The sequence below is a fragment of the Allorhizobium sp. Av2 genome, assembly GCF_021462805.2.
Taxonomy (GTDB): domain Bacteria; phylum Pseudomonadota; class Alphaproteobacteria; order Rhizobiales; family Rhizobiaceae; genus Allorhizobium; species Allorhizobium vitis_G.
Map to the genome: position 1 here is coordinate 930,158 of NZ_CP192696.1, position 24,719 is coordinate 954,876.

Sequence of the window (24,719 nt, forward strand, 5' to 3'; positions counted from 1 at the left end):
TCCTTTCAATTCAAGTTGGGCAATTCAAGTTTGTAAGCTCATGTTTCGGGTTTGTTATCGTCATCGGACTTGCTGTCCGTACCGGACTTGCCGTCTACCCTCGGTGGAGTGAGAGCAACGGTCCGCCGTGTGTCGATAAGGCCGAGAATGACGATGAAGAAGGCCGGAAAGGCGAGAAGAGACACCATATAGGTCAGGATCAGCGCCGGGATGCGCCATTCCTTGCCACGGGTGCGTTGATGCAGCGATGCGAAGCCGCCGAGCAGGAAGCCTGCCCCAAACGTGCCGCAGACAGTTGCGCCGATCAGGGCCGGAACGCCGCCAATAAAGCAGGCGACAATGCCAGCCAGGAAGATGAACGGCGCATTGCGGTTCATGCGCAGCGCCGAGGGAATATCCTCGCGCGGACGCAAGGCATTGCCCGATGCTGCCACGATCCGGCTTGCCAGGTAATAGGCGGCAAACAGCATGATGACCCACATGCCACCCTGCACGATCGGCAGGGTCAGCAGCATGGTGGATTTGATTCCGGCGGTGCTGCCCATGGTGGCGGCAACGGTTGGATCGCGATCGGTCAGCGACTGCATCAGCGCATCGATCATGTTGCCAACCAGTTCAGCATCATAACCGATCATCACGCCAAGAAAGATCACGCCGATACAGACCAATCCGCAGAGATGCATGAGGATATCCGACAAGGGATACCAGGCGAGCAGCTTGTCCGGGCCGCCGATTTCAGACGCGGGGCGAGCGAGATTGGCAAGATGGCTGATCCAGCCGGCGGGCAGCAAGGTAAAAACCGCCATGGCGCAGGCAAACAGCGGCGAAACCGCCAGCGCGCCAGCAAAGGCTGCGGTGACGATGGCAACGATGGCAGGGACATTGCCCCAGCGCAGGCCGACAATCATCACGGGCAGGGCAGATGCCGCATAGAAAACAGACGAAAAAGACGGTTGTGCATTGGCCGCCAGCACCAGAAAGATGGCGGTCACGCCGGCGAGAAAGCCGGTCAGCAGCAATTTTCCGTCCAATTGTTTCACGTCGCTGTCCTGCGCCTGGCAGTTAGAGGGCGATACCGGCAAGCGGCCTGCACCTCAACATGGGATTTATCCATTCCGATCCACGCCCATCGCGGAAGGGAGACGGCCCCCGAAAACGGGAGCCGCAAAGTCACGTCAGCTTAGGTTAAGCGACAACGCCCAAATTACGCAACGACGTAAGGCAGCAGGCCAAGGAAGCGGGCGCGCTTGATGGCCTTGGCCAGCTCGCGCTGCTTCTTCTGCGAAACAGCCGTGATCCGCGAGGGAACAATCTTGCCGCGCTCGGAAATGTAGCGCTGCAGCAGACGCACGTCCTTGTAGTCGATCTTCGGAGCGTTGGCGCCGGAGAACGGGCAGGTCTTGCGACGGCGATGGAACGGACGACGAACCGTGGAAGAGGAAACTTCAGCCATAGTCAAATCTCCTTATGCGCGATCTTCGCGCGGACGGCGCGGACGATCACCAAAGCTTTCACGACCACCTTCACGGGGGCCACGATCACCACGATCACCGCGGTCGCCACGATCCGGACGGTCGCCATCGCGGCGCGGACGGTCGTCGCGGTCGCGCTTCTGCATCATGGCAGACGGGCCTTCTTCGTGGGCTTCAACGGCGATGGTCATGTAACGAAGAACGTCTTCGTTGATGCGCATCTGACGCTCGACTTCGTGCACGGCAGCAGCCGGAGCATCGATGTCCATGAGAGCGTAGTGAGCCTTGCGGTTCTTGTTGATGCGGTAGGTCAGGGACTTCAGGCCCCAGTTTTCTACGCGCCCGACTTTGCCGCCATTTGCTTCGATAACACCCTTGTACTGTTCTACGAGGGCATCAACCTGCTGTGCGGACATATCCTGCCGGGCAAGGAATACATGTTCATAAAGAGCCATGATAGCTTTGCCTTTCTTGCTGTGATCATCACCCGGATCGGCGCTAAGCCTCAACGACTGCTCCTGATCGGGCAAGGCCCGGGGCAAGAAAAGCGTTGTACGAGACGGTCGAGAGCGGAGACACGGGAGGCCGAAACGCTTTTCGTTTCTGACGGCAAAACAAGTCTGCCGGCCCTCCGTTCAGCCACCAGCCAAAAGACCGGGTGTTGCGAACAGCGGGCTTATAGCTGGTTTCAGCCGGAAAGCAAGCAAAAAGCTGGGGAAACCTATCGGTTGTAAGCCGAGGCATTCTTATGCGGGAGACCTTAACGCAGCCGATCCTTGACGGCAGCCTTGATTTCATCCGGCACCAGGCTTTCAGGCACTTCCACGGATTGGTCGCCGAAACGTGACGGCCAGACGATTCGATAGCGAAATCCATCCGCCACGGCGGTTGTTTGAGGCACAGACTCCCGGAAAAACTCTTCGATCAGCTGTTTTTCCGCAGCGCTCAGTTTTTCGACGGCGCAGACTCCATCGCTGCGCAACGCCGATCTCGCGCCGCCAAAGCCGCCAAAGCCGCCCATTTTTTCGAGAATAAGTTCATCCATACGGTGTTGACCTATACGGCCCTGATCGATGCCGCCGTGATCGTGGCAAACGCATCAGACCGAAGCACTTTGCAAACCCACATCGCTCCAGGCGGTGTTGAGCGTTTCAGCGAGCGATCCATCTCCCGGATAAAGCCTGGCAGCTCCGGCCCGGGTCGCCTCGGCAAATTCCGCCATGGTCATGTCCGGGTTGCTGCCATTCTTTGTGAGTGCATCATACCATATCTGTCCGGTCTTGTCCCAGCTTTTGCCGCCAATGCGGGTGGCTGCCAGATAAAAGGCGCGGTTGGCGATGCCGCTGCTCTCGTGTGGGTCCATGCCATCGCGGTAATCGCTGAAATGGCTGATCTGCTCGGCCATGCAATGGGTTGCTTCAGGATTGGCCATGTCGCGCAGGCAAGTATATTTCTGCCGGGCCGTCGGGCCGAGAATGTCATTGCCGATCAACCAGTCGGCCTCATCGGCACTCTGGCCTTTCGTCCATTGCTTGAACATGCTGCCGAACACATCCGAGAGACTTTCATTCAGCCCGCCCGGCTGATTTTCATAGTCGAGGCCGAGGGTATATTGGGTGATGCCATGGGTTAGCTCATGGCCGACCACATCGGCGCTCTCGCAAAACGGGGTGAAAATTTCCCCGTCGCCATCGCCATAGGCCATTTGCGAGCCGTTCCAGAAGGCGTTGTTGTAATCCCTGCCGTAATGGACCGACGACAGGATGGTCATGCCATTGCCGTCGATGGAGTTACGCTTGAAGACGCTGCTATAGAATTCCTCGACCCCGGTCGTGGTGTCGAATGTGGTCTTCACCTGGGCATCCTTTGATGAACCGGGATTGACGATCTGTACGCCGGGAAGGGTCATGCCGTTATTGCAGGTATAGACCGGGATATCCGGCGCCTGGGCTACCGTCACGGAAAACGCCCGAAAAGGCCGCTTGGCGATGGTCAGCTGGCGGGCGCTGTCTCGAAACTGGCGTACTTGATGGTCGTGACGCATCGTTTCCTGCAATCGCTCGCGGACGGCAGCAGGAAAATCCTGGTCATGGGATAGGGCGATCAGCACTTTTTCGGGAATGATTTGGCAATAGCGGCACATGGCAACCTCCATGATTGATCAGATTTCCACCGAGGGGAGTATAAAGTGTCGTTAAAATTTATTCGGGAAAACGATCAGGATGCCAGCAGGTTCCATGCTCTGCCAGACAAAGTTGCTGGCAAGCCAACGGTGGCTAAGCAAGGAAGGTCATGCGTTATTTGGAAAGCGATCAGGCTGATTGGATCTGAAGGGTCAGGCGGCCATCGTGATTGGCAAAGGCAAAGCTCGGGGTGGAGCCTTTAGCCGCCGCGCCGTCAAAGGTCACGGTCATCTTGTCGGACGACCCTGCAAAGGTGAGGGTCAAGCTATTGGCACCGGCGGTGACAGTGATATCGCTCTGCTGAAATCCGCCCAGCTGAAGAGAGAGTGGCCCATCCGTGGTCATGGTGTCCTGACCATCGCCAGCGGCAAAGGCATATTCGGCGACGCTATTGCTGCCGGGTGTTTGGTGGATGGTCACTGTATCATTGCCGGTGCCGCCAGAGGCGAAGATGCGGCTGCCTTCGAGATACATTGTATCGTCGCCAGCACCGCCATCGATATTGGCAAGCGTGTCACCGGAGGCTTTGATACTGTCGTCACCATCGCCGCCCGTTACCGCCATGATCAGCGATCCCGTCAACTGGATATCGTCATCACCGGCTCCGCCGTCGATCTCCGAGAGCAGGGCGGCACTGGCTTTCAGGCTGTCCTTGCCGTCGCCAAGTGCAACTCCTGCCATGGCAGCGCTTTTGGCCACCAGACTGTCGTCGCCATTGCCGGTCTCGACCTGATAGACGCCTCGGCCGGTAAAGGTCAGGCTGTCATTGCCTTCCGTGCCGGTAACGCTGGTAATATAGCCAAGGCTTTCGCTGACATCGGCCTGGTCGGCGCTGCTGCCATCGCCAAGGCTGAGAATTTCAATGATCCGGGCCAATGCCCGTTGCCCGGCGCTGTCGGAGACTGTGCCACGATCAGATTGGCTATGGCCGGTGTTTGTCGTTGTTGTGGGTTTGGCCGGACTGCTGCCGGAAAACAGCTGGCTTGCATAGGCCACGGCATTTGGGTCGCGATAGAAACTGTTGATGCTGCTCATGTGCGCTCTCCGTGCCCGCTACGAGCCACAAGATAAGAGCACACTTATATATAAAGATAGGTAAAGCTACTTTTGCCTGCAAATGCGGTGAGCAAAGGGTTAACAAAAAAAAGGCGGGATATCTCCCGCCCCTATGGTTATTCTTGGCTCGCCAAAAACTGTCAGATCGGCATGGGATATTGCCGGTAAATCGCGGCAATGCCCTTCACCACTTCGTCGGACAGGGTGACGTCAGCAGCACCGATATTGGTTTCCAGCTGCTCCATGCTGGTCGCGCCAATAATAACTGAGGCCATGAACGGACGGGTCAGGCAGAAGGCCAGCGCCATTTGCGATGGGTCGAGGCCGTGCTGTTTGGCCAGTTCCAGATAGGCGCGGGTGGCGGGTTCCTGATGGGGTGTCAGACGGCCACCGATATCGCCGTTGATAGAGCCGCGTGATCCGGCGGGCTTGGTGCCACCAAGATATTTGCCGCTCAGGATGCCGCCAGCCAGCGGTGAATAGGAGAGAAGCCCGACCTGTTCGTGGTGGGACAGTTCCGCCATGTCGAGATCGTGCGGACGGTAAAGCAGGTTATATTCGTTCTGCACGCTGGCAACGCGCGGCAGGCCTTTCTGCTCGGCGATATCCAGAAATTTCTGCGTCCCCCAGGTGGTTTCGTTCGACAGGCCGATGGCGCGGATCTTTCCAGCGGTGACGCAATCCTGGAGCGCCTCGAGCTTTTCGGTGATTTCGGCCAGCACCTGGGCGCGGTTCTGGTTGGATGGATCATAGCCCCAGACCCCACGGAAATGATAATGACCCCGATTGGGCCAATGAATTTGATAGAGGTCGATATAATCGGTTTTCAGCCGCAACAGGCTGGCATCGACCGCCTCGCGGATCGTGTCGGCATTGATCGGTGCACCACCGCGGATATAGGGTCGGCCGGCGCCTGCAACCTTGGTGGCGAGCACCACGTCCTTGCGTTTTCCGGTCTTTTCAAACCATAGGCCGATCAGTTTTTCGGTATCCGTATAGGTTTCGGCAGAGAGTGGCGTGGTGGGATAAAGCTCTGCGGTATCGAAGAAATTCACGCCCTTATCAAGGGCATAGTCCATTTGTGCGAAGGCGTCTTCCTTGGTATTCTGGCTTCCCCAGGTCATAGTGCCGAGGCAGATTGAGGAGACGGAAATATCCGTGCGGCCAAGCCTGTTATATTTCATGGTCTATGGTCTCGGTTTTGAAAAAGCTCTTTGCGAGCAGGGAGGGATCGAGGCGGAATGTAGAGGGAATTTTCCGATCCGCAAGACCCGCCAATGCACCTCCAAAGCCTGTGACTTCACCGGGGTTGAGGCGTCGATACGGCCTCGAAGGGTTGACTCTCCAGGATAGTTTGTGAATTGGAGAAGGAAATTAGCAGGGAGTACCGCATGGGTGTCGCATTTACATTTCCGGGCCAGGGCAGCCAGGTCGTCGGAATGGGCAAGGATCTGGCTGAGGCTTTTCCGGAAGCCCGCACGGTTTTTGACGAAGTGGACGATGCACTCGGCCAGAAACTGTCGGACGTGATGTGGAACGGGTCCGCCGAGGATTTGACCTTGACGGCCAATGCCCAGCCGGCGCTGATGGCGGTGTCTATCGCGGTGCTGCGGGTCATGGAAGCGCGTGGTTTTTCGCTGGCGGGCAAAGTGTCCTATGTCGCGGGCCACTCGCTTGGTGAATATTCGGCGCTCTGTGCCGCTGGCACGTTCAGCCTTGCCGATACCGCTCGCCTGTTGCGCATTCGTGGCAATGCCATGCAGGCCGCAGTTCCGGTTGGGGCTGGCGCCATGGCGGCAATTATCGGTCTGGAGCATGGCGATGTCGAAAAGGTCTGCAAGGCGGCCAGCAGCGACGGCCCGGTGCAGATCGCCAATGACAATGGCGGCGGCCAGCTGGTGATTTCCGGCGCGAAGGCTGCCGTGGAAAAGGCAGCGGCACTCGCGACTGAAAAAGGCGCCAAGCGCGCCATCATGTTGCCGGTCTCGGCGCCGTTCCACTCGACATTGATGGGACCGGCAGCCGATGCGATGGCGCAGGCCCTGGCGACTGTCGAGATGAAAGCACCTGTTGTGCCGTTGATCGCCAATGTCGTCGCCGTTCCTGTAAGCGACCCGAACGAGATCCGCCGCCTGTTGGTGGAGCAGGTGACGGGGCAGGTGCGCTGGCGTGAAACGGTGGAGTGGTTCAGCCACAATGCCGTCTCGGTTCTCTATGAGATTGGCGCTGGCAAGGTGCTGAGCGGCCTGGTGCGGCGCATCGACAAGAATATCACCGGCACGGCGGTCGGTTCGCCAGCTGATATCGAAGCGGCCCTGACCGCGTTGATGTCTTAAGCCATCCGGTTTGCGGCCTGCCGGGGCTGGTAGCTTATGCCGGTCGCTTATGAATGCACAATGCAGAAGTTTCTAACATGAGACTGGCGTTTCGCAGGGCGGAACCGGGTTTCAAGCAACGAGGATTGAACATGTTCGATTTGACCGGCCGCAAGGCCCTGGTAACCGGCGCAACCGGCGGCATCGGCGAGGAAATCGCCCGCATGCTGCATGCGCAAGGCGCAATCGTCGGTCTGCATGGCACCCGCGTCGAAAAGCTGGAGGCGCTGGCCGCCGATCTCGGCGAGCGTGTGAAGATTTTCCCTGCCAATCTCGCCGACCGCGATGAAGTGAAGGCGCTGGGCGAAAAGGCCGAAGCCGAACTGGAAGGCGTCGATATTCTCGTCAACAATGCCGGTATCACCAAGGACGGCCTGTTCGTGCGCATGTCGGATGCCGATTGGGACAGCGTGCTGGAGGTCAACCTGACCTCAACATTCCGCCTGACGCGGGAACTGACCCATCCGATGATGCGCCGCCGCTATGGCCGGATCATCAACATCACCTCGATTGTCGGCGTGACCGGCAATCCAGGGCAGGCCAATTACTGTGCTTCCAAGGCTGGCATGATCGGCTTTTCCAAGTCGCTGGCCCAGGAAATTGCCGCGCGCAACGTCACGGTCAACTGTATTGCGCCTGGCTTTATCGAAAGCGCCATGACCGGCAAGCTGAACGATAAGCAGAAAGACACCATCATGGGGGCAATCCCCATGAAACGCATGGGAACGGGAGCCGAAATCGCGTCTGCCGTTCTCTACCTGGCCTCTTCGGAAGCAAGCTATGTCACCGGCCAGACACTGCATGTGAATGGCGGCATGGCAATGATCTGAAGACAAGCCAAAACCCGCTTAATTGGTCTGGGAACAACCAGAGGGCATCGATTTTCGGGCTTTCCGGCAGACTTAAACCATGTTAATCGGGCGGGGACTGTGAGCAGTCGTCCCGGAAATGGCCAGAAAATGGCCACGAAATGGAAGGTCTTGCGCCTGACCGTGAGCACGGAACGAACGTGTGCAGAGCGGGTTCAACGCAAATGCCGGCGACGTCTTCGGACCCGCGGGCGCAAAACAGGGTGGGAACGTCATCACGGCATTCCCTTTTATATTAGAGGTCGAGGAAACCGACATGAGCGATATCGCAGAACGCGTAAAGAAAATTGTTATTGACCATCTGGGCGTTGAAGCCGACAAGGTCGTTGAAGGAGCAAGCTTCATCGACGATCTCGGTGCAGACTCGCTCGACACGGTCGAACTGGTCATGGCGTTCGAAGAAGAATTCGGCGTCGAGATCCCCGACGATGCAGCTGACTCCATCCTCACGGTTGGCGATGCTGTCAAGTTCATCGAAAAGGCTCAGGCTTGATCCTTGATCTTCCTGAGAGGGGCGGGCTCCTGTCCGCCCCCTTCAAAGGACCTGCAAGCAAAACACATGCACCTGCGGTCCTGTTTGTTTTGACGTTGTTTTCAGGTTTCACAGTCGTACCTCATCCTGGATGACGGGCAATCGGGCTGGAAATCTCTAATCCGTTGCATGTTTTCACCTTCAATCGAGGCGGATTGAGGGAGGCATGCGTTAGCATTTGATTGTTTGAGTGGGGTGAACGGGCGAATGAGACGTGTCGTTATCACCGGTACCGGCATGGTATCTCCTCTTGGCTGCGGTACGGATGTCACCTGGACGCGGCTTCTTGCCGGCCAGAACGCTGCCCGCAAGGTAACCGAATTCGAGGTCGAGGATCTTCCGGCCAAGATCGCTTGCCGCCTTCCCTTTGGCGACGGTACAGACGGCACATTCAATGCCGATGACTGGATGGAGCCGAAGGAACAGCGCAAGGTCGATCCGTTTATCGTCTATGCGATGGCCGCTGCTGAAATGGCACTGGCCGATGCCGACTGGAAACCCCAGACCGATGAGGATCAGATCGCCACCGGCGTGTTGATCGGCTCGGGCATCGGCGGCATCGAAGGCATTGTCGAAGCTGGCTATACGCTGCGCGACAAGGGTCCGCGCCGCATTTCCCCCTTCTTCATTCCTGGCCGTCTGATCAATCTGGCCGCCGGTCATGTTTCGATCCGCCACAAGCTGCGCGGTCCAAACCACTCCGTGGTCACCGCCTGTTCGACGGGCGCCCATGCGATCGGTGACGCCAGCCGCTTCATTGCCTTCGGCGATGCCGACGTGATGGTGGCCGGTGGTGCCGAATCGCCGATCAGCCGGATTTCGCTGGCTGGTTTTGCGGCCTGCAAGGCCTTGTCCACCCAACATAACGACGATCCGCAGAAGGCCTCGCGCCCCTATGACAGAGACCGCGATGGTTTCGTGATGGGCGAGGGCGCTGGCATCGTGGTGCTTGAGGAGTTGGAACATGCCAAGGCGCGCGGCGCCAAGATCTATGCGGAAGTGGTAGGCTACGGCCTGTCCGGCGACGCCTTCCACATCACCGCACCTGCGGAAGATGGCGACGGTGCATTCCGCTGCATGACCATGGCGCTGAAGCGGGCTGGGATGACGGCTGCCGATATCGATTATATCAACGCCCATGGTACATCGACCATGGCCGATACCATTGAGCTTGGCGCTGTCGAGCGGCTGGTCGGCGCTTCCGCCTCGAAGATTTCGATGTCATCGACCAAATCGGCGATCGGGCATCTTCTGGGGGCAGCCGGTGCGGTCGAAGCCATCTTCTCGGCGCTTGCCATTCGGGATGGTATCGTTCCGCCGACGCTGAACCTCGATACGCCGGATGTGGACAGTGCCATCGACCTGGTGCCGCATAAGGCCCGCAAACGCGATGTGCGGGTGGCCCTGTCGAATTCCTTCGGGTTCGGCGGCACCAATGCATCGCTGGTGCTGCGCCGCTTCGAAGGCTAGACTTGCCTTAGGAAAAGCGGAGACCGGTTTTCCCGAGAAGACTAACGGCAGCCTCCGGGAGCAATAGCCCGATACTGCTTGCGCTCCTGTGATCAAGGCTTTGGTCATGCTTTCAATCCCGACCAGTCGGAAAAATAGATCCCCTGCCTTTTCTGAAGGGCAGGGGTAGAGTATGACACTCTGCCGGGCCGATCCTGTCCCTTGGTAAGGGCAGGGGATGGGCTTGAAGGTCTGTTTTCAACCCCTGCCGTCGCAACAACGCCGGAAGACACGTGTCCGGAACCCGCTTTTGCCGTAATGCTTGCCCAAAAGCACCATGACCGAACAGAAGAGGAGTGCCGGTGAGCGATCGCGTCGACCAGGAAGCCAACCGTTCCAGCAATGGTGGTGAACAGCAGCCCCAAAATCAAAACCAGGCGAAAGGGCCTTTCATTCCCAAATCGCCCTCGGAAGCCCTGAGGCCGGAACGGGTGCCACAACCCCCGCGTCGTTCCCGGCGCGCCCGAAGCCAGGTGGTGGTGTTCCTGAATTTCGTGATGACCTTGCTGGTCTTTGCCTGCATTGCCGCCGTTGCTGCCTTCTATTACGTGGTCTCGGCGTTTCAGGACCCGGGTCCGCTCTCCACCAATGCCAATTTTCTGGTTCGCAACGGCGCGGGCGTGTCCGAAATCGCCACCAGCCTTGAGCGCAATGGCATGATTTCCGATGCGCGGATTTTCCGTTACATGACATCGACCTATCTGCATGACGGCGATACGTTGAAGGCTGGCGAATACGAGATCAAGGCCGGCGCCTCGATGAAGGATATTCTCGAACTGCTACGGTCGGGCAAATCCATTCTCTATTCGGTGACGCTGCCGGAGGGGCTGACGGTCAAGCAGATGTTCGACAGGCTGGCCAAGGACGAGACGCTGGAAGGCGATCTACCCAAGGCGCTGCCGCCGGAGGGAAGCCTGCGGCCGGATACCTATAAATTCACCCGGGGCACCAAGCGGCAGGAAGTCGTCGATCAGATGCTCGACGGACAGAAACGTCTTGTCGATCAGATCTGGGCCAATCGTTCCCCCGACCTGTCCTTGAAGACCAAGGAGCAATTCGTGGTTCTGGCCTCCATTGTCGAGAAGGAAACCGGCAAGGATGATGAGCGCGCCCATGTGGCCTCGGTGTTCCTCAACCGGCTGCAGAAGGGCATGCGGCTGCAATCGGATCCGACCATCGTCTATGGGTTGTTCGGCGGTGACGGTAAGCCTGCCGACCGGCCGATCTACCAGTCGGACCTGCAGAAGCAGACGCCGTATAATACCTATGTGATCAAGGGCCTGCCGCCGGGACCGATTGCCAATCCTGGCCGCGCGGCGCTGGAGGCGGTTGCCAATCCCTGGCGCACCTCCGATCTGTATTTCGTCGCGGATGGCACCGGCGGTCACGTCTTTGCATCGACCCTCGATGAGCATAATGCCAATGTCAGGCGCTGGCGCAAGCTGGAGGCGGACCGGGGTGCAGATCCTGGCCAGGCCGTCGATGGCCAGCCCGAGGCGGACCCTGACCAGGCTCCGAAACCGGCGAAGAAAAAATAACATGACGCGGCTTGCCGGATGATCGGTCAAACAGGGCGGCGATGGAAGACACACGATGACATTGCAATCGATGACCGGGTTCGCCCGCAATGAAGGTCAGATCGGCCGCTATCGTTTTGCCTGGGAGCTGCGGTCGGTCAATGGCAAGGGGCTGGATGTGCGGCTTCGCCTGCCGCCGGGCCTGGAAGACATGGAAACTGAGGTCAAGGCAGCGGTCGCCTTGCAGCTGTCTCGCGGCAATGTGCAGGTTGGCCTGAGCCTGACTGCCAGCGACAACCGAATGGAAGCGGTGGTCAACCGCGATGCCCTCGATGCTGTGCTAGAGCTGCGCACTCAATTGGGTCCGGGCATCGTCTCTGCCGAACCATTGTCGCTCGATACGCTTCTGTCCATCCGTGGCCTTGTCGATCTGCGCGAGGCGCAGGAGGACGGCACCCAACTGGCCGCACGGCGGCGAATGCTGCTGGGCGAACTGGAAACTGCCGTCGCCGCACTTGCTGAGATGCGGTCGCACGAGGGCCTTGCCTTGCAGGCGGTCCTGCTCGCGCATATCGATGAAATTGAGCGACTGGCCTTGGTCATCGAGGCTGATCCATCCCGCAGCCCGGACGAGATCGCTCGACGGCTCGCCACGCAGATTAGCGCATTGCTGGCCTCCGCACCTGTTCTGGACAAGGACAGGCTCTATGCCGAGGCGGCCTTGATGGCCACCAAGGCCGATCTGCGCGAGGAGATCGACCGGCTGAAGGCGCATGTGGCTGCGGCCCGGACCCTGCTGCGCGCTGGCGGACCGGTCGGGCGCAAGCTCGATTTTCTGGCGCAGGAATTTAATCGCGAATCGAATACCATCTGCTCTAAGTCCAATTCCGCCGCGGTTACAGCGGCTGGGATCGAATTGAAGGTCGTCATCGACCAGTTCCGCGAGCAGGTCCAAAATCTGGAGTGAAACATGTCCATCGCAGCGTCCAAAAACGCCACCATTCCCAGGCGCGGCCTGATGCTGGTGATTTCCTCACCCTCGGGGGCGGGTAAATCGACCATTTCGCGCACGCTGATGGATATCGACAAGCAGATCGGCATGTCGGTCAGCGTCACCACGCGCCAGCGCCGTCCAAGTGAAATCGAGGGCGTGCATTACCATTTCATTTCGCAGCGCGAATTCGAACGACTCAAGGCCTCGGATGCTCTGCTGGAGTCGGCGGAAGTGCATGGCAATTTCTACGGTACACCGCGCGAGCCGGTCGAGGTGGCGATGTCGGAGGGGCGTGACATGCTGTTCGACATCGACTGGCAGGGTGCCCAGCAATTGCAGGAGAAAATGGCCGCCGATGTCGTCTCGGTCTTCATCCTGCCGCCGACCATGACCGAGCTGCAATCTCGCCTGCACCGCCGCGCCGAGGATTCTGAAGAGGTGATCCAGACCCGGCTCGCCAATTCCCGCTCCGAGATCGAGCATTGGCGTGAATATGACTATGTCATCGTCAACGACGACCTGAATTCGGCCTTTGATGCTGTACAGTCAATCGTCAAGGCCGAGCGTCTGCGTCGCGACCGCCGCCCGGGCCTGTTCGATTTCGTCAATAACCTGATTACAGAAGAGCCAAAGCTTTAACAAAGGGCCAGGACTGGGGAGTCCGAACCCAAATAGCCTGTTCCTGGTGGCATGAGGAGAGAGATGCCAATGGTGGAGAATGGTCTCGATAGCAGTTCGGGTGCGGCGATCTATTCGCCGCTGACCCTGAAGCTTTATGATCTCGTCGTGCTCGGTTTTTCCAACCGCTTCGCTTGGACATGCCCGACCCGTGCGGTGCTGCTCCCGTTCTTCAAGGCGCATCTCAGCAACAATCACCTCGATGTCGGCGTTGGCACGGGCTATTACCTTGCGGAGGCGGGGATCGGCCCGCATCAGAAGGTCAGTCTGCTCGACCTCAACCCGAACAGCCTGAAGGCGGCGGAAGCGCGCTTGGCCCTGTCTTTGGTCCGCCCCTGCAACACCTATGTCGGTGACGTGATGCGACCGCATCCACTGCCGTCAGACTGTCGTTTTTCTTCGATTTCGCTGTTTTATCTCTATCACTGCCTGCCAGGCAGCATGGTGGAAAAGTCAGCGGCTATCGCCCATCTGTCGCCCTATTTGGAACCTGGCGGAGTGATTTACGGGGCGACGATCCTCGGGGATAGCGCCGGTCATAACCACTATGGCCGACGACTGATGGCGGTCTACAACGCCAAGGGTGTTTTCGGCAATCGCCACGACACGCAGGATGGCCTTGCAGAGACGCTCCGTGCGCATTTTCAGGATGTGGACGTCCGTCGTCATGGCCGGGTTGCTCTGTTTACCCTGCGCTTGCCGAAGGCGTGATCGGGCGGGCACATTTGATTGGGCAGGGGGCGGGCTGGCACCTACAGGAGATTGGCAATCCGGCAGAACTCCTCGACCGACAGGGTTTCTGCCCGGCGCGATGGATCGATCTCGGCGCGGTTTAGAAGCGCTTCACCACCCAAGGGCTTCAGGCTGGCACGCAGCATCTTGCGCCGCTGACCAAAGGCGGCCTGGGTCAGTTTTTCCAGCTTGGCGATCTCGCAAGGGATAGGGGCAGAGCGCGGCGTCAGATGCACCACTGTGGATGTCACTTTCGGCGGTGGTGTAAAGGCCTGCGGTGACAGGTCGAACGCCATATGGGCCTCAGTTCGCCAACCGCAGAGCACGCCGAGGCGGCCATAATGGTCGTCATCGGCCTGGGCCACAATCCGCTCACCGACTTCCTTCTGAAACATCAGCGTCAACGAGTCCCAGAACGGTGGCCATTGGCGCGGCATTAGCCAATTGATCAGCAATTGCGTGCCGACATTATAGGGCAGATTGGCAACTATTTTTACCGGACCTTCCGGGGCCCCTTCCAGGGCCATTGCCTCAAAATCGGTCTTCAGCGCATCGCCCTCAATCACCTCAAGACGGCCTGGATAATGGTCGGAAATCTCGGCCAGCGCCGGCAGGCAGCGGCTGTCACGCTCTACGGCAATGACCTTTTTGGCACCCAGCGCCAGCAAGGCCCGCGTCAGGCCGCCTGGGCCTGGACCGACCTCGAACACCGTCGCATTCGTCAGGTCACCGGCGGTGCGGGCAACCTTCTGGGTGATGTTCAGATCCAGAAGAAAATTCTGGCCGAGCGCTTTCTTCGCATCCAGCCCGTGGCGCTGGATAACGTCGCGCAGCGGCGGCAATCCGTCCAGAGCGGCCATCAGACGGCCAATGCGTGGGTGAGGGCAGCCTTGCGGCTGATATCGACCGCCAGGCGTAGCGCTGCGACCAGGCTGTTTTCGCGGGCAATGCCTTGGCCAGCGAGGCCGAAAGCAGTGCCATGGTCGGGCGATGTCCGCACGAAGGGCAGGCCGAGCGTGACATTGACCGAACCGTCGAAATCCAGGGTCTTGACCGGTATCAGCGCCTGATCGTGATACATGCAGATCGCGACGTCGTAGCGGCTGCGCGCTTCCTCATGAAACATGGTGTCGGCAGGCAGCGGCCCGAAGGCGTCGATTCCTTCTGCGCGCAGGATCTTGAGAGCCGGTGCTATGATCTCGTCGTCTTCGCGGCCCATCGCGCCGCCTTCGCCAGCATGCGGATTGAGCCCCGCAACGGCGAGCCGAGGCTCGGCAATACCAAATTTGTCGCGCAGGTCGGCATGGGTGATCCGGCAGGTGCGAATGATCAACTCTTCGCTCAGCGCTGGCGCCACCGCGCTTAGCGGCATGTGGATTGTGACTGGAATTGCCCGCAATTGCGCTCCGGCCAGCATCATGACAGGCATGACTGGGTGGCCTGTGGCCTTTTCGGCAAGAGCGGCCAAAAACTCGGTATGACCGGGAAACCCAAAACCGCCTTCATAGAGCACGGATTTGGCGACGGGATTGGTCACGACAGCGCCAGCCTGGCCTTTCAGGCAAAGATCGACCGCCATTTCAATGGCTGCTATCGTCGAGCGCGCGGTTGCAACATGCGGCTCGCCAGCCACGACATCGATACCAACAGGGATCGGCAGAACTGGAAACGCGGTTTCGAAAACCTCTGCCGCATCCTCTGCCCCGGTTTCCTTAAAGGCAATATCCAGCCCCAGCTGTCTGGCACGGCTTTTCAGCACGGCTGGATCGCCCAGAAACAGGAATGGCGGCAGGTCAAGCGCCTTGCGCTTTGTCCATGCCACCAAGGCGATATCCGGGCCGATCCCCGCTGGATCGCCTTGGGTCAAGGCGAGGGGAAGACGCTGGCTGGTATCCGACATGATGATGCTCAACGATTGATGATCTGGGCCTTGGAGCGCAGTTCGGTCAGGTATTTTTCGGAGTTCGGATCGCCTTTGGATTTGTCTTCCTTGCCGATATCTTCGGCCTTGAAAACCGCTTCGGCGGCCAGATCGTCGGAGACCTGCTTCTGATTGCAGATCGCCAGATATTCAATTCCGCGTTCGGTGACACGCGTGCCCGTGGTGGTGCCGTTGGCGCCCTCGATCAAAGGCTTCCAGTCGTCAGGCAATTCAGGCTTCATCACCCGGCCGAGGTCGCGGATCGATACGTCGAGATAGTTCTTGGCAAAATCCATGGCCTGGTCGCAGCCGGGAAATTTGGCGCGGGAGGCTTCGGCCTCTGCCTTGCGCTTGGCGGTCAAGGTGGCGCGTTTGGCAACGGGAACCACGAAAATAACCTGTTTCAGGGTGTATTCCGTCGTCACTGGCTTTTGCTTGTTTTCAAGCAGACGGGTGACCATGTCCTGATTGCTCATCTTCGAGCGGGACGCATAGCGTGCGTTGACCAGTCGCGGCCAGCTCATCTGCACGGCAATATAGGCTTTGAAGTGCTCAACGCCGACGCCTGCCTTGTCGAGGATCTGGCCCATCTGCTGCGTTGACAGTTTGTTGGAAGCGGCGAACCGTCCAAAAGCCTGGTCGACATCCATGGTGCTGACGGACATTCCAACCCGGGCGATTTCCTGGCGTTTCAGCTGCTCGTCGATCAATTCCTGACGGGCCTTTTTAGCGACGTCGCCGGTCTCGTGGCGAAGTTTGAGGAAGGCAATCCGCCGTGCCAAATCGGTATTGGTAATCGCGGTTTTATTGACGACGACAGCCACGCCGGTATCGGCCAGAGCTGGAGTGATCGTTGCTGGCGCAAAGCCTGTCACGCAAACCAAAGCCACCGTTGCAACAACAGCGGCGCGCAAAGTTTTATTGCTCAAGGTCATCACCTGTCCTTTTCCCATGCCGCAGCGATCCAATGGCGCGCGGCACCCTCTGAATTATCGTGTTCAGGGTCTACCGTTAAAAACACGCATGCTTTTTTCCTGGTAAACTCTGCTGCATAATTTCTTAAATCAGCATTGATTCAAACAATTATGCAGCGGGCACAGCATATTGGAGAATTCCCGCTTCCAAGTGAAGCGCAGAATGCCCCCTTTTTACTTCCAGGCATTTCCACCACAAAGCCGCACCGCACCTTTGCAGAAAATGCTTTATTGCAGGATCGATTGCACAAACCCTGCGGCGAAACAATGGCTTTTCCAGAAGAAACGGCGCTTCAACCAACGGTGCGGCAGCGTTTCTTATAAAAATTCATCTGTTCTATGGCATCTGGCCGAAAAGCGGGAACCGGATTTTGAAAAATCCGATGGGAAAATAAAAACCAACAGCGTCGTGCATGTTCAAGTCTCCGCACGATGCTATTGATATTTTGGATGAATAGGATTGTCGCCCGCTGGTTTCCAGGGAAAACAGCGGGCTTTTAAAAGGCGAGACAGATCAATTGAATCCGGTGACGTCGGTATCGCCTACTTTGACATCGCCCAACGTGCGGAATGTCAGGCGGGCGCCGATGGACCAGTCATTGGCGGATTCGTCGTCGTCCTTGTTCTTGTAGACGATGGAGAAGATCGTGCAATCGTCGGCATAGGACACGCCGATGCCATAGCGGTTGATATTGTCCTTCTTCACATCCCAGGTAATCGAACCGAACACCGACCAGAAATCACCGACCTTGACCGAGCTGGCATTTTGTATCTCTTCGCGGTCGTAATCATAGCCGTAATTAGGCTGTGCCGCGATCTGGGTGTAAATGAAATTCGTTTGCAGTCGGTCGTTGTGATAACCGATAGCCGAATCCGTCCGTTCGACCTCAAAGGTCTTTTCATCGAACCGTGCATTGACCGAGGTGGAAATGCCGTAGGGCGTGTCCAGTCCGACCATGCCGACATAATCGGATACTGCGGTTTCCAGGCCCGATTCGTTGCCAGCATAGACCAGATCCGAGGAGGCGAAGGAGTTCTTGCCGGCCAGTTGGTAGGACTGCCCGAAGATACTGCGCATCGTATAGCCGCTGTCGAACGAGCCGGTATAGCGCAGGCCGACATTGGCACGCGTGCCACCTTCAACCCGGTCATAGCCGGAGAACTTGTCGCGCTCAAACAGGTTGCTGGCGTCGAAGACGAAGCTTTGCGCATCTTCATTCGTCAGCCTGCCGGCCTGTTGCTCGTCAGGCCGCACGAAGACCTGGGCAATTGGCTCGATCACATGCGTGCTGCCCGGAGCGCTGAGCAACCACGGATAGCGAACTTCAAGCCCGGCCGTTACCATCGAACGGGTTACGCCTGTTGTGTCGTTGTAATTGCCGGAATAGCTGGAGCCCGGCGCATCCATGTTATTGCCAAAGGCATCGCCACGTGCGGCAAGGATAGGTGTCAGCAATACGCCCTGCGGTGTATCGAAGGTGCGCTTCCATTCCATTTCACCGGTCAGGCGGGTCGTATTGCCCTTCAGTCCGCTGAAACGCTGGTTGCCATTGTTCAGGTTGAGAATATCGCTGTTATAGCGCGTCAGGGCCGTGAAATTGACGGTTGCCGACAATTCGCCGCCCATGAACGGTTCCGGCGCATAATAGCTGTAGTCGATGGTCGGGGTGACAATCGGCTGCTTGCGCTCGGCGACATCCTTACTGTCAGCATCCTGGATGTCGAAGTAATAGGCGCGCATGTCAAAGGAATTACGATCCCCAAGACCGGTCAGATAGACCTGATTGGTATGGGTTTTCTGGTTGAAACCTTCCAGGTCGTAGGTGCGTGAGAAATTGTTGTCGCTCTCCAGCATCACGTCCCAGCCGAAGCTCCAGCGGGGATTGATATCGAATTTGCCGGTAGAACCGACCATGCCGCGGAAGTCCTTCTCGGCATCCGTGGTGCCGCTGTCGAACTTGCCCGGATTCAACTGGTTGATGCCAGCAAAGCGCAGCGTCGCCAATCCATCCTCGAACTGATGGCGCACTTCGGTATCGATCAGCACGCCCTGGCTGGTAAAGCCGCCCAGCTTGATCGTGGCATCGGTCTGCGGGGAAATCGCCCAGTAATAGGGAACAATTACCCCAAACCCGAGTTTCTGAGTCGTGCTGAATTCAGGAAACAGGAAGCCCGACTTACGCTTGACGGTATTGTCGGGAACCTCGATTGACGGGATCAGAGCAATTGACTTGCCGAACAGCTGGAAGCGTGCATTTTCGAGACGGATTGTATGGGTCTTGCCATTCTGGATGACCCGTTCCGCCTTGATCTGCCAGAAAGGCGCACGTCCCTGTTCTGCACACGGCAGGCAGGCAGTGTAGACGCCCTTGTAGAGGATCATCTGGTCGCCGTTGACGCGTTCGCCCTTCTGGGCGGCGATGCGGGTATTATCAGTCGTTTCCACCCGCAGGCTGTTGACGAAGCCGTTGGCGAAATCGTCGGTGACGTCCATCTTGTCGGCATAGATGCGGTTACCATCAGGCTCTATCAGTTCGATATTGCCATAGGCCATCATCCGACCTGTCTTCTGGTCGTATTCGACGCGCTTTGATACCATCTGGTAGCCGGCGTAATTGATCTGGACGCCGCCGACCGCAGTCACCTTCTGGGCGTCCTTATCATATGTCATTTCATTCGCTGCGAGCATGAGCTTCGCATCGGCGGGAATTTTCGGTGACACCAAACCATTGCTGGAGGCAGACTGTGCATAAGCAAAAGGCACAGGAACGAGGGTCGCACCAAAGGCGACGCCTGCCAGCAGGGCTGTGAAAAGCCGTTTTATATTTCCGCGGTCAATTGCCGCCACTAACCATCCTCCTGATGAAGCAGGATCGTCGCCCCGAGCGCTGTCGCAACGATGACAGGAACCCAGGTCGCAACGAACGGAGGCACAACGCCACTGCTTCCGAACGCCTTCACGAGCACTGTCGCCACATAAAGCACGAAGCCCGAAATGATTCCACCCAGAATCACGGAACGTGACTGGTTGAACCGGCTGAATTTGAGAGAAACAGTTGCAGCAATCAGAGTCATCGCAACGAAAAGGAAGGGAGTGGACAGCAGCGTATGAAACTGCGTTTCCAGATTTTTCGTTGAGACGCCATAGGATTTGGCAACTGCGATTTTCTGAGAAAGTTCATAAAAAGCAACAGTATCCGGCTGTGCGAGACGCTCCTGTACAAATTCCTGTTTCAAATTGGTGCTAACTTGTGCCGAAGCCTCCCGCTTGGGTGTTTCGCCAGGCTTGGTCTCCACGACATCCTTAAGCAACCAGTAACCATCTTGCAACTTCGCTGTGCGTGCATCCTGACGGGAGGTGATTCGACCCTGGCCGTCGAAGTGGATGAACACCGCCTGCATCAGCAACGTACCGTCTTCCAGAACGGAGGTCGCGCCGATGATCGTGTCTTCCTTGCCGGTGATCTGGCGCATCCACGGCACGGAGTTCTTGTTGTTGCTGGCCTTGCCGGGGTCGCTGTATTCGGCTTCCAGTGTCGCGGCCTGTTTCTGGCCGAGCGCGGCAAGCGGATTGATCAGCAGGGATGTGGCGCAGCCGAGCAGGAAAGCGCCCAGCAGGAAGGGGAACATGAACTGCCAGACCGAAATGCCTGCGGCACGCGCAATCACCAATTCCGAGCGCCTGTTCAGGGTGATCAGGGTCACCATCCCGGAAAACAGTGCGATGAAGGGTACGGTTTGCTGAAGCAGCAGAGGCAGGCGCATCAGCGTCAGCAGGAAGACGCCGAACAGCGAGGATTGTTCGTTGTCGGAGAACCGACCGCTGACCTCGCTGAAGTCGATCAGGAAAATGATCGCGGCGACGCCGACCACGAACCAGAACACGGTGATCGCATAGCGCTTGAGAAAATAGCGGCTGAGCGTGTTGAGCATCATACGCTGCCTCCATTGTCCCGGCCGTTCGCGCTATTGGAAGCAAAGCGCCGCTGAAAGGCCAACCGTGTCGTGTCGATCATGCGGCGCAAGGGTGCCGGCAATTGCGATTTCTTCTGTCGCATGAGCATCAGGGTGGCAATCGCCGCGCTGGCGAGCGGTGTCGCATACATCAACACGATGAAGGCAGCATTCGATTCGGACTTGTTGGCGGCATAGAATGTCAGCCAGCGCAGGATAAGCGCGATGGTCAATGCCGAGACCATGGGATGCAGCCGCGCCTCTCGGTGGGAGCGCGCATCGCCGGCGATGGCCAGTGAAATCAGTGCGAAAGCAAACGGCAGGAGCCATTCGGTCATGCGCTTGTGCAGTTCCGCCCGGTATTCGCCTGGGTGATCCTTGTAATCGTCGTCGTTTGTATCGGGATTGAGCAGAAAGCTCAGGCTGCGGTCGCTCGGCCGCATCTTTGCCTTGCCACGGGTTTCCGTCAGGTCGGACAGGTCGAAGGCATAGGAATCAAAGCGAACGATTGAAACCGTGCCACCCGGTGCTTTGCGCTGGACCTCGCCGTCATGCATGATCAGGGCGGTCCCCGTCTCATCCACCGCGCCTTCGCGGGCATAATAGATCAGCGAATAGGCCGGGTCGCGGTAATCGGCGACGAACAGGCCCTTCAGCACGCGTCCGGCCAGCCGCTGCGAAATCTGCACATAGAGACCATCTTCCACCTTGCGGAAGGTTTTTTCCTCGATCACCGTCGATAGAAGGTCAGCATAGGCATTTGCGATCATCTGACGCGCCGCCACTTTCACTTTTGGCTGCACTTCGTTGGTGATAACAAGCGTTATCACGCTGATGGCCAGCGCAAATAGCAGGATTGGCCGGAGAATGACCGCGCGAGATGCACCAGCGGCGTCGATGACAGCCAGCTCGGAATCGTTGTTCATCGCCGTCAGGCTTTGGGTAATGCCAATAACCAGCGCGAACGGCATAACGATGGGAATGATGGTGGGCAGGATCAACGTTGCCAGTGTGGCAAAAGAGCCGATCGACTGTCCTGTATCGGTCACGAGATTGATGCGTGCCAAGACCTGTGTCGTCCAGATGATGGCCAGCACGGGCAGAAGTGCCGTCAGGAACATCTGCGCGACACGCCGCAATATATAGGACTCAAGAAGCTTCATGCCGGATCCTGCCAATAGCGCCTATTTGCCCATCGTCAGGGCAAAACACAAGAGCCGATGCTTCAATCACCTGTGCAGGACTTTTTAATGATGCTTCTCGGCAACAGGCAGATTTACGTGCCTCATTTAAAGATGGGGCTGGTTTCTGGCCCGCAAAAGCCCGCAGCCGTTTGCCACTGCAAAGACGATGGCAAAGATAACAGGGGAAGACAGCCAGCCCAGAACCACGTCGGACAGGTAATGTGCTCCGAAGGCCAACCGCAGCAGGGGCGAGGCAAACGACGCGAAGACCAGCGGCCAGCCGATGCGCCGGCGCCAGGTGGCTGGCAGCAGGGGAACGATGCAGATGATCCAGCCTGCCCCGGCGGCTTCGCCGGAAATGAAGGAACAGTTCTGGTCGCAGGCACCGGCAAAATTGCCCGCCGGTTCAAACCCATAGGGTCCGCCGAAAAACACGGTCTGATTGGGGCGTGGCCGACCGGACATGTCCTTCAGAAACACATTGACCAGCAGATAGGGGCCGATAGCCGTTGCCAGCAGCGACAGAACCAGCTTGACGATCTGTTCCTGCTGCCAGGCGGCGCGCGGCTGACACAGCTTGACGATCAGCGCCACCAGCACGCCGACGCCAACCACATGCGGCATGTAGAACAGGATTTGCCTGATCGCCTTCAGGATTGGCTCGCGCGAAATGGGAAAGCCGCCGCAGATCGTGTTTGCCTCATGCGCTGTGCAATTGCCGGCGCGAAAGAACAATTCCGACACCGCGACATCGAAGCCGGGAGCTGAATAGAACACCACTAGCAGCATCACCCAGACGGTGGATAGCAAGGCGGCGGTCGTAAACGAGGATCGGGTGAGATCGGGAATACGACAGTGCCGTCCAAATATATCCGTGACGGTCAGCTGGGGTTTGCGGGCACTGGTCTTCATCGTCAAACTCTTGAGGCTCGTCACAACTCGGGCTTGCCCCGGTTCTGGCTTGCCCCGGTGCTGATTTGCATCATAGCTAATGCTTATAGATGTTATAAGACAAAGACCAGTTGCGGGCAGGCCACGCATTACAAATCTTTACTCTGATCATGGGTCGGAAACGGCCAAATTAGGGTCTATCGGGCATGTGGAATTGTGATCGACGTCGACAGGGGCGGCGTTGGCAAAGCGCTTCTTTGATCGGGAGTGAGGAGAAGGTGGCGGCCCCTGTTGCAATCATGCGCAAAACCGACATGATCGGCGCCCAGAGCAAATCGTGACAATCGCGATCAAACATGCAGTGCCGGAGTAAGCCATGTCCATGAAGCTGGAAATTTCCTTTGCCCCATCCGCCTTAATCGAGACGGGGCTGGTCCTTAGCCTGAAGGAGGCCGAAGCGAACTTGCCAGCCGGGGCATCCACTCTCGATCCGTCCGGGATTTTTGGGAAGGCCGCCGCAACGGCAAAGTTCAAGGCCAAATCCATGTCGGCTCTCGACATTATCGCGCCCGCCGGTTCGCCGGCGAATCGGCTGATTGTCATCGGGACTGGCAAGGCCGCCGATCTTGTCGATCATGACTGGCTGCGTCTGGGCGGTGTGGCAGCGGCACACCTGAAGGGCGCGGAGGCGGCGACGGTCTTTCTCGATGCGGATGGGCTGGCCGTGACGGCGCAGGCCGTGCGTGATTTTGCCATCGGCATGCTGCTGCGCGCCTATTCCTTCGATGATTACAAGACGAAGAAAAAGGACGATGACGACAAGGCACCGTCCGCCGTCCGGATCACCCTGGTGACTGCTGTGGCCGACGCTGCGGAACGGTTGTTTGCGGCTGAGGGCCGGGCGGTTGTCGATGGTGTTCTTCTGGCGCGCAACCTCGTCAACTTGCCGGCCAATGTGCTGGGTCCGGTGGAATTTGCCGACCGCGCCAAAGCGCTTGAGCAGCTTGGCGTCGAGGTGGAAATCCTCACCGAAACCGAAATGGCCAGCCTTGGCATGGGCGCTCTTCTGGGCGTGGCCCAGGGCTCGGTCCGTCCGCCGCGGCTTGCTATCATGCAGTGGAAGGGTGGCGCGCCTGATGGTCAGCCCATTGCCTTCATCGGCAAGGGCGTGGTGTTCGACACCGGCGGCATTTCCATCAAACCTGCGGGCGGCATGGAAGACATGAAGGGCGATATGGGTGGTGCTGCCGCCGTGATCGGCTTGATGCACACGCTGGCGGCCCGCAAGGCCAAGGTCAACGCGATTGGCATTCTCGGCCTTGTTGAAAACATGCCTGACGGTAATGCCCAGCGCCCAGGCGATATCGTCACCTCGATGTCCGGTCAGACCATCGAAGTGATCAATACCGATGCTGAAGGCCGTCTCGTGCTGTGCGATGCGCTGTGGTATTGCAACGACCGTTTCAAGCCTGCCTTGATGATCAATCTGGCGACGCTGACCGGCGCCATCCTGGTGGCGCTGGCCAATCTGCATGCCGGGCTGTTTTCCAATGACGATAGGCTGGCGGATAATCTGCTGAAGGCCGGTCTTTCCACCAATGAGCGCCTGTGGCGCATGCCGCTCGGCAAGGATTACGACAAGCTGATCGACAGCAAGTTCGCCGATATGAAAAATACCGGTGGCCGGCATGGCGGCGCAATCACGGCAGCGCAGTTCCTGAAGCGCTTTGTTGGCGACACACCCTGGGCGCATCTCGATATTGCTGGCACGGCAATGGCCTCGCCGAAGGACGAGATCAACCAGTCCTGGGCGTCGGGCTTTGGCGTGCGGTTGCTCGATCAGCTGGTGCGTGATGCCTATGAATCGTAAGGGATAGC

Annotated in this window: 24 protein-coding genes; 10 read left to right on the plus strand and 14 right to left on the minus strand. The window is 58.2% G+C overall.

The annotated features are described in order from the left end of the window. Positions 1-38 precede the first annotated feature (38 nt). The 7 genes from FS819_RS04430 to FS819_RS04460 form a co-directional block, all read right to left on the minus strand. Complete coding sequence (locus tag FS819_RS04430; RefSeq protein WP_234624913.1) at positions 39-1,040, minus strand: DUF2232 domain-containing protein; 1,002 nt, start codon at positions 1,038-1,040, stop codon at positions 39-41. A 164-nt stretch (positions 1,041-1,204) separates the two neighbouring features. After that, complete coding sequence (rpsR, locus tag FS819_RS04435; RefSeq protein WP_015915510.1) at positions 1,205-1,453, minus strand: 30S ribosomal protein S18; 249 nt, start codon at positions 1,451-1,453, stop codon at positions 1,205-1,207. 12 nt (positions 1,454-1,465) lie between these two features. After that, positions 1,466-1,927, minus strand: coding sequence for a 30S ribosomal protein S6 (gene rpsF, locus FS819_RS04440; RefSeq protein ID WP_015915511.1), 462 nt, complete (start codon positions 1,925-1,927; stop codon positions 1,466-1,468). A gap of 305 nt (positions 1,928-2,232) precedes the next feature. Beyond that, positions 2,233-2,517, minus strand: a complete 285-nt coding sequence (locus FS819_RS04445) for a protealysin inhibitor emfourin (RefSeq protein ID WP_156550821.1) — start codon at positions 2,515-2,517, stop codon at positions 2,233-2,235. Positions 2,518-2,571: 54 nt separating this feature from the next. Continuing rightward, positions 2,572-3,615, minus strand: a complete 1,044-nt coding sequence (locus FS819_RS04450; RefSeq protein ID WP_234624912.1) for a M4 family metallopeptidase — start codon at positions 3,613-3,615, stop codon at positions 2,572-2,574. A gap of 169 nt (positions 3,616-3,784) precedes the next feature. Then, the gene (locus FS819_RS04455) at positions 3,785-4,690 is read right to left on the minus strand and encodes an RTX toxin (RefSeq protein WP_156550819.1); all 906 of its coding nucleotides are present in this window, start codon (positions 4,688-4,690) and stop codon (positions 3,785-3,787) included. A gap of 161 nt (positions 4,691-4,851) precedes the next feature. Further along, on the minus strand, positions 4,852-5,895 hold the full coding sequence (locus FS819_RS04460; RefSeq protein ID WP_156550818.1) for an aldo/keto reductase: 1,044 nt from the start codon (positions 5,893-5,895) through the stop codon (positions 4,852-4,854). A gap of 207 nt (positions 5,896-6,102) precedes the next feature. Here FS819_RS04460 and fabD point away from each other — a divergent pair, with 207 nt between their 5' ends. The 8 genes from fabD to FS819_RS04500 all read left to right on the plus strand — a co-directional run bounded on the left by fabD (position 6,103) and on the right by FS819_RS04500 (position 13,896). Next, positions 6,103-7,047, plus strand: a complete 945-nt coding sequence (gene fabD, locus FS819_RS04465) for an ACP S-malonyltransferase (RefSeq protein ID WP_156550817.1) — start codon at positions 6,103-6,105, stop codon at positions 7,045-7,047. A gap of 131 nt (positions 7,048-7,178) precedes the next feature. Next, a complete protein-coding gene (gene fabG / locus FS819_RS04470; protein ID WP_015915516.1) occupies positions 7,179-7,916 on the plus strand; it encodes a 3-oxoacyl-[acyl-carrier-protein] reductase in 738 nt (245 codons plus the stop codon). A gap of 295 nt (positions 7,917-8,211) precedes the next feature. Continuing rightward, positions 8,212-8,448 (plus strand): acyl carrier protein, encoded by a 237-nt coding sequence (locus FS819_RS04475; RefSeq protein ID WP_015915517.1) that lies wholly within the window; start codon positions 8,212-8,214, stop codon positions 8,446-8,448. A gap of 246 nt (positions 8,449-8,694) precedes the next feature. Continuing rightward, the gene (gene fabF / locus FS819_RS04480) at positions 8,695-9,957 is read left to right on the plus strand and encodes a beta-ketoacyl-ACP synthase II (RefSeq protein WP_070167384.1); all 1,263 of its coding nucleotides are present in this window, start codon (positions 8,695-8,697) and stop codon (positions 9,955-9,957) included. A 335-nt stretch (positions 9,958-10,292) separates the two neighbouring features. Further along, entirely contained in the window at positions 10,293-11,534 is a 1,242-nt protein-coding gene (gene mltG, locus FS819_RS04485; RefSeq protein WP_409050111.1) for an endolytic transglycosylase MltG, read from the plus strand. A gap of 55 nt (positions 11,535-11,589) precedes the next feature. Continuing rightward, entirely contained in the window at positions 11,590-12,480 is an 891-nt protein-coding gene (locus FS819_RS04490; RefSeq protein ID WP_156550816.1) for a YicC/YloC family endoribonuclease, read from the plus strand. Positions 12,481-12,483: 3 nt separating this feature from the next. Beyond that, positions 12,484-13,146, plus strand: a complete 663-nt coding sequence (gene gmk / locus FS819_RS04495; protein ID WP_156534253.1) for a guanylate kinase — start codon at positions 12,484-12,486, stop codon at positions 13,144-13,146. Positions 13,147-13,215: 69 nt separating this feature from the next. Then, positions 13,216-13,896 (plus strand): class I SAM-dependent methyltransferase, encoded by a 681-nt coding sequence (locus FS819_RS04500; RefSeq protein WP_234624911.1) that lies wholly within the window; start codon positions 13,216-13,218, stop codon positions 13,894-13,896. Positions 13,897-13,937: 41 nt separating this feature from the next. Here the strand turns inward: FS819_RS04500 and rsmA are convergent, their stop codons facing one another. From rsmA to FS819_RS04515, 3 genes are read right to left on the minus strand one after another with little or no spacing between them, the layout of a single operon-like run. Beyond that, positions 13,938-14,777, minus strand: coding sequence for a 16S rRNA (adenine(1518)-N(6)/adenine(1519)-N(6))-dimethyltransferase RsmA (gene rsmA / locus FS819_RS04505; protein WP_156550814.1), 840 nt, complete (start codon positions 14,775-14,777; stop codon positions 13,938-13,940). After that, entirely contained in the window at positions 14,777-15,817 is a 1,041-nt protein-coding gene (gene pdxA, locus FS819_RS04510) for a 4-hydroxythreonine-4-phosphate dehydrogenase PdxA (protein ID WP_156550813.1), read from the minus strand. The genes rsmA and pdxA overlap by 1 nt, the downstream gene beginning before the upstream one ends. An 8-nt stretch (positions 15,818-15,825) precedes the next feature. Continuing rightward, positions 15,826-16,773, minus strand: a complete 948-nt coding sequence (locus FS819_RS04515; RefSeq protein ID WP_070167379.1) for a SurA N-terminal domain-containing protein — start codon at positions 16,771-16,773, stop codon at positions 15,826-15,828. Between the two features lie 150 nt (positions 16,774-16,923). On the opposite strand from FS819_RS04515, the gene FS819_RS04520 reads away from it, so the two are divergent. Continuing rightward, positions 16,924-17,136, plus strand: coding sequence for a hypothetical protein (locus FS819_RS04520; RefSeq protein ID WP_156550812.1), 213 nt, complete (start codon positions 16,924-16,926; stop codon positions 17,134-17,136). A 190-nt stretch (positions 17,137-17,326) separates the two neighbouring features. Here FS819_RS04520 and FS819_RS04525 read toward each other — a convergent pair whose 3' ends face one another. The 4 genes from FS819_RS04525 to FS819_RS04540 all read right to left on the minus strand — a co-directional run bounded on the left by FS819_RS04525 (position 17,327) and on the right by FS819_RS04540 (position 22,862). Beyond that, positions 17,327-19,660, minus strand: a complete 2,334-nt coding sequence (locus tag FS819_RS04525) for an LPS-assembly protein LptD (protein WP_070167377.1) — start codon at positions 19,658-19,660, stop codon at positions 17,327-17,329. Beyond that, positions 19,660-20,748, minus strand: a complete 1,089-nt coding sequence (lptG, locus tag FS819_RS04530) for an LPS export ABC transporter permease LptG (RefSeq protein WP_156550811.1) — start codon at positions 20,746-20,748, stop codon at positions 19,660-19,662. Before lptG ends, FS819_RS04525 begins: the two co-directional genes overlap by 1 nt. Beyond that, positions 20,745-21,929, minus strand: coding sequence for an LPS export ABC transporter permease LptF (gene lptF, locus FS819_RS04535; protein WP_156550810.1), 1,185 nt, complete (start codon positions 21,927-21,929; stop codon positions 20,745-20,747). The genes lptG and lptF overlap by 4 nt, the downstream gene beginning before the upstream one ends. A 126-nt stretch (positions 21,930-22,055) precedes the next feature. Next, entirely contained in the window at positions 22,056-22,862 is an 807-nt protein-coding gene (locus FS819_RS04540; protein ID WP_197434210.1) for a phosphatase PAP2 family protein, read from the minus strand. A gap of 355 nt (positions 22,863-23,217) precedes the next feature. Between FS819_RS04540 and FS819_RS04545 the strand changes: the two genes are divergently transcribed. Then, a complete protein-coding gene (locus FS819_RS04545) occupies positions 23,218-24,711 on the plus strand; it encodes a leucyl aminopeptidase (protein WP_156629839.1) in 1,494 nt (497 codons plus the stop codon). The last annotated feature ends 8 nt before the right edge of the window (positions 24,712-24,719 follow it).